General features: G+C 71.7%; 8 protein-coding genes and 3 pseudogenes. 8 read left to right on the top strand and 3 right to left on the bottom strand.

From position 1 onward, the window contains the following. Nucleotides 1–97: 97 nt before the first annotated feature. Together AOK08_RS18100 and AOK08_RS18095 are read left to right on the top strand one after the other, a co-directional pair. A complete protein-coding gene (locus AOK08_RS18100; RefSeq protein WP_157876715.1) occupies nt 98–1,069 on the top strand; it encodes a phytoene/squalene synthase family protein in 972 nt (323 codons plus the stop codon). Between the two features lie 182 nt (nt 1,070–1,251). Continuing rightward, nucleotides 1,252–2,355, top strand: coding sequence for an AraC-like ligand-binding domain-containing protein (locus AOK08_RS18095; RefSeq protein ID WP_079054107.1), 1,104 nt, complete (start codon nt 1,252–1,254; stop codon nt 2,353–2,355). Here AOK08_RS18095 and AOK08_RS18090 read toward each other — a convergent pair. Continuing rightward, nucleotides 2,330–4,372: a bifunctional glycosyltransferase 87/phosphatase PAP2 family protein gene (locus AOK08_RS18090; protein ID WP_055526897.1), complete on the bottom strand. Its 2,043-nt coding sequence runs from the start codon at nt 4,370–4,372 to the stop codon at nt 2,330–2,332. The genes AOK08_RS18095 and AOK08_RS18090 overlap by 26 nt on opposite strands. A gap of 327 nt (nt 4,373–4,699) precedes the next feature. Between AOK08_RS18090 and AOK08_RS18085 the strand changes: the two genes are divergently transcribed. Together AOK08_RS18085 and AOK08_RS18080 are read left to right on the top strand one after the other, a co-directional pair. Continuing rightward, nucleotides 4,700–5,581: a metallophosphoesterase gene (locus AOK08_RS18085; protein WP_055526896.1), complete on the top strand. Its 882-nt coding sequence runs from the start codon at nt 4,700–4,702 to the stop codon at nt 5,579–5,581. A 137-nt stretch (nt 5,582–5,718) separates the two neighbouring features. Further along, entirely contained in the window at nt 5,719–6,390 is a 672-nt protein-coding gene (locus AOK08_RS18080) for an O-methyltransferase (protein WP_055526894.1), read from the top strand. A 45-nt stretch (nt 6,391–6,435) separates the two neighbouring features. On the opposite strand, the gene AOK08_RS18075 is transcribed toward AOK08_RS18080, so the two are convergent. Beyond that, nucleotides 6,436–6,828: an FHA domain-containing protein gene (locus tag AOK08_RS18075; protein WP_055526892.1), complete on the bottom strand. Its 393-nt coding sequence runs from the start codon at nt 6,826–6,828 to the stop codon at nt 6,436–6,438. 156 nt (nt 6,829–6,984) lie between these two features. On the opposite strand from AOK08_RS18075, the pseudogene AOK08_RS18070 reads away from it, so the two are divergent. From AOK08_RS18070 to AOK08_RS18060, 3 genes and pseudogenes are all read left to right on the top strand, one after another. After that, nucleotides 6,985–7,185 (top strand): annotated as a pseudogene (locus tag AOK08_RS18070) (DnaJ family domain-containing protein); the annotation flags it as partial. Nucleotides 7,186–7,402: 217 nt separating this feature from the next. Then, nucleotides 7,403–7,573, top strand: a pseudogene (locus tag AOK08_RS18065) (DnaJ family domain-containing protein); the annotation flags it as partial. 82 nt (nt 7,574–7,655) lie between these two features. After that, nucleotides 7,656–8,180: a GNAT family N-acetyltransferase gene (locus AOK08_RS18060; RefSeq protein WP_198539302.1), complete on the top strand. Its 525-nt coding sequence runs from the start codon at nt 7,656–7,658 to the stop codon at nt 8,178–8,180. On the opposite strand, the gene AOK08_RS18055 is transcribed toward AOK08_RS18060, so the two are convergent. Continuing rightward, nucleotides 8,173–10,230, bottom strand: coding sequence for an MDR family MFS transporter (locus tag AOK08_RS18055; protein WP_055526889.1), 2,058 nt, complete (start codon nt 10,228–10,230; stop codon nt 8,173–8,175). The genes AOK08_RS18060 and AOK08_RS18055 overlap by 8 nt on opposite strands. Before the next feature lie 229 nt (nt 10,231–10,459). Between AOK08_RS18055 and AOK08_RS18050 the strand changes: the two are divergent. Beyond that, nucleotides 10,460–11,106: pseudogene (locus tag AOK08_RS18050) on the top strand (peptidoglycan-binding protein); the annotation flags it as partial.

The following is an 11,106-nucleotide window of genomic DNA, read 5'->3' as shown; positions in this document are numbered from 1 at the left end:
CTCCCGCCCCGCCCCTGCCTCCGCGCCGCCCGCTCCCGCCCGTACACTTCACCTGCGACTGTGACTGTGACAGCAACTACGACGGTGAGGCGTACCGGTGCGATCCTGGCAACGTTGTCTGGACGCGGCGGGAGTGCCCGGCGGCAGCGACCGCGCCGCCTATCTGAAGGCCAAGCAGTTCATGCTGAGCCGGGAACCCGCCGGCCATGCCGCGGTGCGGCTGCTGACGCCCGCCCCGCTCCAGCCCCACATCCTGGCCGGATACGCGTTCGCGTCGTTCACGGACGACCTGTGCGACCGGGGCACCGTCGCGGAGCGGACGCGCCGGTACGCGGGCTGGGCCGAGCAGGTGCGCACGGCGCTGGACACGGGAACCGCCCGGCACCCCCTGCTGCGGGCCTTCCTGCGCACCGCCGAGACACGTGAACTCCCCCGCTCCTGGGTCGACTCGTACCTCACCGGGGCCGAGATCGACCTGGACTTCGACGGGTTCACGACCGAGGACGACTACCAGACGTACATCGACCGGCTCACCTGGCCGTTCCTCATGATCACCTCGGGGCTGTCGATGACCGGCGGCGGCAGCCGGGCCTACGCGGACAGTTGCCGCCTGCTCGCCGACGCCTGCCAGCGCACCGACTTCCTCACCGACCTGGCCGAGGACCTGCGCGACGGGCGCCTCTACCTCCCCACCGACGACCTGGAGAGACACGGTGTCGTACGGTCCGACCTGGAGCGCGGCCGGGACCTCCCCGGTGTCCGCTCCCTGCTCGCCGAAACGGCGGTGACGGCCCACGCGACACTCCGCGAGTCCACCCGGATCGTCGCCGAACTCCCGCCGGAACAGCGCATGCTGACCCGCTTCGTCATCCTCCTGCACGACCAGCGTCTGCGCCGGGCCGTCGCCATGGGCGCCGCGCTCACCCGCCGCCCGGTCCGCGACAACCCGGCCGTCTGTGTGGGCCTGCTGGCCCGCGCGAACCGCCCGGACCTGCACCTGCCCGCCCTGCCCGCCCCGCGCACCGGAGCACGGCCCCCTGCCGTGGCACGGCCACGAGCCGGAGCCTGAGCACAGGCCAAGTCCTGGGCACAGGCCAAGTCCTGGGCACGATCCGGGCACAGCCCGTCACCCGGTCCCAACTACCCTCCCGACTACGCTTCCGGGCAAGCACGCCGGAGTGGGCCGGGGCTCTGCCGGGGTGGTCCGTGACGGGGACGGGCGAGGTGGACGAGGACAGGGGTGCGGGCACGATGATCGGGACGGTGTTCCGGAGTGAGGACGTGGCGCCGGAGGACCGGTTCGACCACTGGCGGGAGTTGATCAGCCGGACGCACGCGCCCAGCGACATGAGCAGCGACTACGCCGCCGACTTCCGGGCGGAGCAGCGGCTGTTGCAGCTCGGGCCGGTGACGGTGTGGCCGGGTGCGTTCCAGCCGATGCGGTTCCGGCGGACGGCGCGGATGGTGCGCCAGTCCGACCCGGAGCTGTACCACGTGTCCCTGGTGCTCGGCGGCGGTCTTGGCGTCGACCATGCCGGGCGGGCCGACACCCATGGCCCGCAGAGTCTGTACGTGGTCGACACCTCGCAGCCGTACGAGGTGGGCCCCCCGGAGGACGACTGCGGGGTCAACGGGGTGGGCGTGGAACTCCCCAAGGCCCTGGTGCCCGTATCGCCGGACCGGGTCGGAGACCTGCTGGCCAGACGGCTGTCGGCACAGGAGGGAGTGGGCGCCCTGCTGTCGGGCTTCCTCACCGGCGTCGCCGAGCAGGCCGACACCCTCCAGCCGTCCGACGTGCCGCGCCTCGGCGCGGTGGTGCTCGACCTGCTGCTGGCCTGGTTCGCGCAGGAACTCGACACCGAGTCGGCGCTGCCCCCGGAGACCCGCCACCGCACCCTCACCGCGCACATACGGGCCTTCATGCGGCGCAACCTCCACGACCCCGACCTCGCCCCGCCCGTGATCGCCGCCGCGCACCACATCTCCGTCAGCCATCTGCACCGCCTCTTCCAGCAGCAGAACGACGGTGTGACGGTCGCGGCCTGGATCCGCGCCCAGCGACTCGAAGGCGCCCGCCGCGACCTGGCGGACCCGGCCCTGCGCGCGACGCCCGTCCACGCCGTCGGCGCCCGCTGGGGCCTGAACCGCCCCGCCGAGTTCAGCCGCGCCTTCCGCACCGCGTACGGCATACCGCCCACCGAATACCGCCTACGGGCATCGGCGCCGACCGCGCAGAACACACAGAACGCACGGAACGCGCAGAGCACGCAGAGCACGCAGACCGCTCAGCGGGACACGTTCACCCGTTCGGCCGCCCGGAGAGGGGTCGTCAAGTGGGAGTCGCCGCAGCCGTGACCGCCGTACGGCTCCCGGCCACCGCCATGACCGTACGGGCGCGCGGCCCCATGAACACGTACGACAGTCCGAATCCGGCGAGGACCACCGCCGCCCCGCCCACCGCGTCCAGCACCCAGTGGTTGCCGGTTCCGACGATCGCGGAGACGGTGAGGAACGGGTGCAGCAGCCCCAGCGCCTTCATCCACCACCTCGGGGCGACGATCGCGATGACGAGCCCGCACCACAGCGACCACCCGAAGTGCAGCGAGGGCATCGCCGCGTACTGGTTGGTCAGCGCGGTGAGCGTGCCGTAGTTCGGCTTGGAGAAGTCCTGGACGCCGTGCACGGTGTCGATGACGCCGAGGCCCGGCATCAGACGCGGCGGGGCCAGCGGGTAGAGCCAGAAACCGACGAGGGCGAGCAGGGTGGTGAAGCCGAGGGAGGCGCGGGCCCAGCGGTAGTCGACCGGGCGGCGCCAGTAGAGGACGCCGAGGACGGTCAGGGGCACGACGAAGTGGAACGACGTGTAGTAGAAGTCGAAGAAGTCCCGCAGCCAGCCGATCTTCACGACGGTGTGGTTGGCCCAGTGCTCGATGTCGAGGTGCAGGAACCTCTCGGCGCTCTGGATCTGGCGGCCGTGCGCCTCGGCGGTGGGCCGGCCGCCGGAGATCGTCCCGCCGGTCGCGGCCAGCCTGACCTGCTGGTACGCGGCGTACGTGACGCGGATCAGCAGGAGTTCGAGGAGCAGGTTGGGGCGGGTGAGCGCCCGGCGGAGGAAGGGCAGGAGCGGCACGCGGGCGAAGCGGGCGGGGACCGGCGGCGCGTGGTCCGTGGGGACCGGTGAGTGGTAGTACTCGGAGGTCCGGGACAGGAACGGTACGACGGTGGCGGCGGCGATCGTGGTCAGCAGCACGAGGTTGTCGCGGACCGGGTAGACGGTGTCGATGTTCGGGATGACCATGTCGGCGGGAAGCGTCATCACGATGACGACGGCCACCGGCCACATACAGCGGTCCGAGGCCCGCTTGCCGACCCGGCCGACGACCGCGAGCAGCACCCACAGCAGTTGGTGCTGCCAGGTCGTGGGAGACACGGCGACGGCCGCGCAGCCGGTGATCGCGACGGCCAGCAGCAGTTGGCCGTCCCGGGCGTACCGCACCGCCCGGCGCAGACCGAGGGCGGCGACACCCGTGCCGAGCACCAGGAACAGGGCGATCTCCAGGGGGCCCTCGACGCCCAGCCGCAGCAGGGCGCCGTGCGGGGACTGGTTGGCGAGGTCGTCGGCGGCGCCGCCGAGTCCGGTCCCGCCCAGGTGGTGGACCCAGTAGGTGTACGAGTCGTCCGCCATCGCGACCCACGCGAGCGCGGTGCAGGCGGCGAAGGTGATCCCGGCCGACACGGCCGCCCGGCGCCGGCCGGTGAACCACAGCAGCGGCGCGAACAGCAGCACGGTGGGCTGGAGGGCCGCCGCGAGGCCGATCAGGGCGCCGGCGGCCCGTTCCTCGCGTGCGGCGAAGCAGCCGAGGAGGACCAGCAGGACGGGGATGACGCTGGTCTGGCCGAGGTGGAGGGTGTTGCGCACCGGCAGCGACAGCATCAGCAGGCTGACCGCGACCGGCGTGGCGAGCAGCGTGGTACGGCGGCTCACCGGCGCGGGCAGGGCGCGGGCGGCGACCACGCCGATCGCGGCGACCAGCAGCAGCGTGCCGAAGGTCCAGCCCCAGCCGAGGGCCTGCTCGGCGGCCCGGGTGAGCGGTTTGAGGACGAGGCCGCCGAAGGGTGTGCCGGTGAACCGCGTCGAGGCGTAGAGCGACCCGTTGACATGCAGGACGCCGTGGGGCCCGACCCAGGTCTCCAGGTCGGTCAGCCGGTGCGCCTTCGGGGTGCCGAGGACGGCGGCCACCTGTCTGACGGCGAGGACGGCGGCGATGAGCCAGAGCGCCGCACGGGCCGTTTCCAGCCGTGCCCGCGCCGTCCCGGCGGCGCCCGCTCCGAAGGCACCTCGCACTCCACCACCGTGCTCCGCGTTCGCCACGCCTGGTGACCCTCCTGCCTTATTTGCCCTGTACACACCATGGGCACCCATTTACCCCTTGCGTATCATGCTGTACGAATCACGGCGGACCACACCACCTCTGCCGCAAGACACGAGCAACCCCAGATACGCCCAAGGGGCCCTGATCATTCACCCGGCCTGGACGGCACCAGGGGGCACGGGGGCAGGAAACCCGGTGCGGGCACTCACTGGCCGGATCGGATCAGGCCCGCCCGAAAGAGACCGCGAAGGGGACCGCGAAGGGGACTGCGAAGATGACCGCGAAGGGGACTGCGTCCCGCCGGCGCCCGCAGTAGCGTCACCGGGATGCGGATCCTCCATCTCTCCGACACCCACATCGATCACGCCGGCGCCCCCAACCGCAACGGCCTCGACCCGACGGCGTCACTGCGCGGGCTGCTCGCCGACGTCCGCCATCTCGCGAACCTGGGGGCCGTCGTCGTCAGCGGGGACCTCGCGGACAGCGGGGCGCCCGAGGAGTACGCGGTGGTACGGGACCTCGTGGGCGGGTTCGCCCGGAAGCGGGGCATCCCGGTGTTCCTCACCACCGGCAACCACGACGAGCGCGGCGCCTTCGCGAAGGTGCTGGGCAGCGGGCACCTGGACCCGTCGGGCCGGGACCGGGCCGAGGCTCGGCTCGACTCCCCCGACGGCGAGCTGGCGGCGTCGAGCCTGGTCGACGGCCATCGGATCGTCACCCTGGACACGCTCGTGCCGGGCAAGGTGTACGGACATCTCGGCGCCGCCCAACTCGACTGGCTGCGCGGGCTGTTGCGCACCCGGGCCGCGCACGGCACGACGCTCGTCCTGCACCATCCGCCGGTCACCCTCGGCACCGCGCTCCAGCGGGCGCTGGGGCTGGCCAACCCGGCGGATCTCGCCGACGCGGTCCGTGGCGGCGACGTACGGCTGATCCTGTGCGGCCACTTCCATCTCCAGCTCATGGGGCATCTGGAGTCGGTGCCGGTGTGGGTGACGCCGGGCGTGGTCACCCGGATCGATCTGACCGGCCCGGCGGACACGGAACGGGCGGTGCGCGGGGCCTCGGCCACGCTCGTCGACCTGGGCCCGCCGCACGGACCGCTGTTCCACACGCTGCACGCCCGTGATCCCCGGGCCGGTGAAACGGTCTACCGACTCGACGAGGCGCGGATCACCGATCTCGTGGCCCGCGAGGGCTACAAATAACGCGACGAACAAACAGGGGGCACAACTCGCAGGGCTACGAAAGACTCAGGAAGACCCGGCACACACCGCGCACCCGGCCACGCACACGACCCCGGTCCCGAACCCGAACCCGGTCACGATTGGAAGGCACGACTCCCATGAGCGAGTCCCAGCACTGGGCAGACGTCGACGACTACCTCAACGAACTCCTGGCCCCGGCCGACGAGGCCCTGGAGGCGGCGCTGCGCGACAGCGACGCGGAGGGGCTGCCGCACATCGCCGTCGCCCCCAACCAGGGCAAGCTGCTCCAGCTCCTCGCCCAGATCCAGGGCGCCCGCAACATCCTGGAGATCGGCACGCTCGGCGGCTACAGCACGATCTGGCTGGGCCGCGCGCTCCCGGCCGACGGCCGGCTGATCACCCTGGAGTACGACGCGAAGCACGCCGACGTCGCCCGCCGCAACCTCGCCCGGGCCGGCCTCGACGGCATCACCGAGGTGCGGACCGGACCGGCCCTGGAGACGCTGCCCAAGCTGGCCGACGAGAACCCGGCACCCTTCGACCTGGTCTTCATCGACGCCGACAAGGCCAACAACCCGCACTACGTGGAGTGGGCCCTGCGGCTGACCACCACGGGCAGCCTGATCATCGTCGACAACGTGGTGCGCGGCGGCGCGGTGATCGACGCGGACTCCACCGACCCGAGCATCCGGGGCACCCGCGCCGCCCTCCAACTCATCGCCGAGCACCCGAGGTTGAGCGGCACGGCGGTACAGACGGTGGGCGGCAAGGGGTACGACGGTTTCGCGCTGGCGCGGGTCGTGGCGTAGGACGTGGCGTAGAACGGATTCCGGGGAAGCTCTCCCCCTCCGGGCTCAACCCTCGTGATAGAAGCCCACGTTGACGCTGCGCGGCCCGGTGCGGTCCTGGACGATGATCTCGCCGGCGCCGCCCCGGGGCAGCGCCACGCTCCCTCCGTACGGCACGGTCTGGGCGTACTCGCCGACCACCAGCCGGACTTCGGAGGACGGGTCGGGCTGGGAGCCCCGCAGCCAGGAGAGCTGCCAGGTGTTGTCAGGGCCGCACAGGAACTCCAGGTGGACCCGGGAGACGAACAGCCAGTCGTCAGGGGTCACGAGACGGCACACCGCCTTGTCCCGGCCCACCCGCAGGATGGTCCCCGGTTCGCTGGGCGCCTCGGCCATGAGCATGCCGGCCGTGGCGCCGGCTTCCGTCGCGGAGACGGTGGCCATGGTGAGTTCGAGCACGTGCGCTCCTTCTGAACGGTCACTGAACGTGACTCGACGGGTCCTCGCGGAACTGTCGACGCTGAACAGTCCCTGTACGGCAGCCATGTTGCCGTACGACGCCGCATGATAAATCGCCCCGTCGTCGGGCAGGGCGAGGTCGGGCACAATGGACACATGACCGATCGCAAGCCGCCCGGTGTGAGCTTCGAGACCTGGGTCGACAAGCAGATCCGTGAGGCGAAGGCGCGCGGGGAGTTCGCGGACCTTCCCGGCGCCGGCAAACCGCTGCCCGACGGCGGCGACACGCCGTACGACGAACTGTGGTGGGTAAAACAGAAGATGGCCCGCGAGGGACTGTCCGTCCTGCCGCCGACCTAGGGCCTGTCGTTTGGATCACGCCTGGGCCGCGGGGTGTGGCACGCACATCTGCCGCGTTGTCGTCGGTTGCCGACGCTCCGCGTCGACGCCCTCCTCCGCCTTGCAGCTGCACGCACCACACCCCGCTCACCGGCAGACAAAGGCACCGCAGCCCGAAGCCGGCGTGATCCAAACGACAGGCCCTGGCCCTGCGCAAGGAGGCGGAGGACGCCCGGCGGCGGCGCACAGGGCGCCCTCCGAGGGCGCGGTCCGCCGGATCGTGACGGAGATCAACGTCAAGATCCGCGACATGATGTTCAAGCCGCCCCCCGGCCCCCCGCTCGGCCTCAAGCCGTACGACGCCGACGAGGTCGTACGGGAGTGGCGGGAGGCACGGGAGGGGTAACCGGAGTGGCCGACGGGCAGCGGGCAGCGTGAGCGCAAATCCGGTTGCGCACACGCCGGGGCAGCTCAGGAGAATGCCGGCCATGACGTGGACCATCGCCCCCGAGCCCTTCGACTCCCCTGCCGCCGCCGCGCTCTGGCGGGCGTACTACACGGAGGTCAGCGACCGCTGGTATCTCCTGCACGAGGGGCGGCGCACGGATCCTGCCGAGCTGGAGCGCGAGGTCGCGGCCAACACGGGTGCCGAACTCGCCCCGCCCGGAGGGCAGTTGCTCGTCGCCCGGTACGACGGTGAGCCGGCCGGGTGCGCGGGCGTACGACTCCTCGACGCCGCGACCGGCGAGCTGAAGCGAGTCTTCGTGTACGAGGGGATGCGGGGCAAGGGCGGCGCCGCGCTCCTCGTGGCCGCGGCGGAGGACGCGGCACGGGCCCTCGGCGCCCGGCAGCTGATCCTCGACACCCGGTCCGACCTGGTCGAGGCCCGCGCCCTGTACGCACGCCTGGGTTACACGGAGACCGAGCGCCACAACGACCAGCCGTACGCGGAGCACTGGTTCCGCAAGAACCTGGACGACAACGGCCACGAGAGGCTGGAGTACCTCAACTGAACCTGTCCGCCGACCCGTTGTGCGGCTGTTCCGCGTCCGAGCCGCACAGCTCCTCGTTCAGGAGTTTCACCAACTGGACCAGGTCGGTGGGCCGGTCCGGGCCCCACCAGTCGCCCAGCAGCTCGGCCAGGGACTCCTCGCGGGCCCGCGCCAGCCGTTCGGCGACCTCGCGGCCCTCGGCGGTGAGGGTCATGTCGAGGCCCGCGCGTACGGCGAGCCCGCGTTCCTCGACCTGCCGGGAGGCCTTGATGATCACGGCCAGTGGTACGAGGCTGCGCTCGGCCAGGATCGCGGGCTCCGCCCACCCGTACCGCCGGATGCGCAGCAGCAGCCAGCTCGCCGCCGGATACAGGTCGAGGCCGGCCCGTTCGGTGATCGTCCGGTAGATCTCGCGGCGCCCCTCCCGGGTGCCGAGCAGGGACAGCGCGCGGCACACCTCGTCGTACGACGACCGCTGGACGGGGTTGCTGGCGAGGGTCTCCGTGACGTCGGGCGCGGTCACCGAGCCGCGCAGCCGGTCCTCGCGCAGGAACCAGGCGAGCACGAAGCCGAGAACGGCGACGGGAGCGGCGTACAGGAAGACGTCTGTGATCGCGGACGCGTAGGCGTGCAGCGCGGGCGAGCGCAGCGCGGCGGGGAGGGCGGCGATGCCGCGCGGGTCGGACTCCAGCGCGTTCGGCGAGATCCCGGCGGGCAGCCGTACGCCCCGGAAGGCGTCCGTGAGCTTGTCGCCGAGGCCCGCGGCGAAGACCGAACCGAAGACGGCCACACCGAAGGACGCGCCGATGGAGCGGAAGAAGGTGGCACCCGAGGTGGCGACGCCCAGGTCCTCGTACGAGACGGCGTTCTGCACGATCAGCACCAGGACCTGCATGACCAGGCCGAGCCCCAGGCCGAAGACCAGGAAGTACGCGCTCATCTCGGCCGTGGAGCTGTGCTCGTCGAGCCGGTGGAGGAGGAGAAGGCCGAGGGCGGTGACGCCGGTGCCGAGGATGGGGAACACCTTCCAGCGGCCCGTGCGGCTGACGATCTGGCCGGAGGTGGTGGAGGCGATGAGCAGTCCGAGCACCATCGGCAGCATGTGCACGCCCGACATGGTCGGCGAGACGCCGTGGACGACCTGGAGGAAGGTCGGCAGGTAGGTCATCGCGCCGAACATGGCGAAGCCGACGATGAAGCTGATGACGGCCGCGAGGGTGAAGGTGCGCAGCCGGAACAGCTTGAGCGGGAGCACGGGTTCGGCCGCCCGCTGCTCGACGAGGACGAAGGCGACGCCCAGGGCCACACCCAGCAGCGCCAGACCGACGATCCGCTCCGAGCCCCAGCCCCAGCTGTCGCCGAGGGAGGTGACGAGGATCAGACAGGTGGCGACGGAGGCGATGAGCAGCGTGCCCAGATAGTCGATGACGTGCCGGGCGGACCGGCGCGGGATGCGCAGGACGGTCGCGATCACGGCGAGGGCGACGGCGCCGACGGGGAGGTTGACGTAGAACACCCAGCGCCAGCTGAGGTGTTCGGTGAAGAGCCCGCCGAGCAGCGGCCCGAGCACACTGGTCGCGCCGAAGACCGCGCCGAACAGCCCCTGGTAGCGGCCTCGTTCACGCGGCGGGACCAGGTCCCCGACGATCGCCATCGACAGCACCATCAGCCCGCCGCCACCGAGCCCCTGAAGGGCCCGGAAACCGATCAGTTGGGGCATGTTCTGCGCCATTCCGCACAGCGCCGAGCCGATCAGGAAGATCACGATCGCGGCCTGGAACAGGCGTTTGCGGCCGTACTGGTCACCGAGTTTGCCCCAGAGGGGGGTCGCGGCGGTCGACGCGAGCAGATAGGCGGTGACCACCCACGACAGGTGGTCCAGGCCGCCGAGGTCGCTGACGATGGTCGGCAGCGCGGTGGACACGATGGTCTGGTCGAGGGCTGCGAGCAGCATCCCGAGCAGCAGCGCGCCGATGGAGACGAGGACGTTTCCGGGCACGTGTTCGGGACCGGGAATCGCCGGTCGCTCCTCCGCGACATCCCCCGCCCTGCCGTGCGCTTCCCCGGCCATGAAGTCCTCCCGTAAGTCCTCCTGTGACTCTTGCGACACCCCCATCGTGGTCGGTGTGACCGGTTATGGCCTGTCGAACCCCCACGAGATTCGCTGGAACGCCGGATTCCGGTGGCCGCCGGGAGAAGGTGTGAAGACGCTTTGGATAATCTCTGACATTCGTACGGGGGTTCGCACGAGGGTTGTGCGGGGGTCGTGCGGGGTCACACGGGGAAGGAATCGACGCGCAGTGAACGATCCGAACGGGCATGTGTGTCCGGAGTGCGGCGCGCCCCGGGGAGCCGACAACACCCCTTCCTGTGCCTGCGCCGTACGCGCCGCCGACGCCCACCTCGAAGCCCGCACGGCGGAGGCCGCGGCAGCGGAGGACTTCGATCCCCTGCGCATACGCCCGTACGTGGAACTGGGACCGGAAACGCCCGCGCCGCACGCCCCGTCCGGGCCGCCCCGGCACCGGCCCCCCGCCCCTGGCACCGAGGCCACGATGCCGATACCGGCGGTCCATGACCATGGGACCGACCGGGGGACGGACGAGGCCGCGACCACGGTGATTCCGACCGTGGGACATCTTTCGGAGCCGGAGCCGGGCGGGCCGAGCCCCGCGCGCCGCCGCCCCCGGGCCCTTCTGCTCGGCGCCGCCGGCGCGGTCGTCACCGTACTGGCGGCGGGCGGACTCGTGGGCGGCATGTTCACGTACGACAAGCCGGACCGGGACAGCACGGCCGCCCAGGACGTACGGGAGAGGGTGCCGGTGCCGACGACCGGCACGGAGTCCCCGGCATCGTCCGACAGCCCCGCTCAGTCACCGTCACTGTCGGCGCCGCCCTCGTCCGCCCCCACCCGCACCGCCGCCGCGCCCGGCAGCGCGACCCCGAC

This window comes from Streptomyces graminilatus, assembly GCF_001418565.1.
GTDB classification, from domain to species: Bacteria; Actinomycetota; Actinomycetes; order Streptomycetales; family Streptomycetaceae; genus Streptomyces; species Streptomyces graminilatus.
The sequence above is the reverse complement of the archived record's forward strand: the minus strand, read 5'-3'. Positions and strand labels throughout refer to the sequence as shown.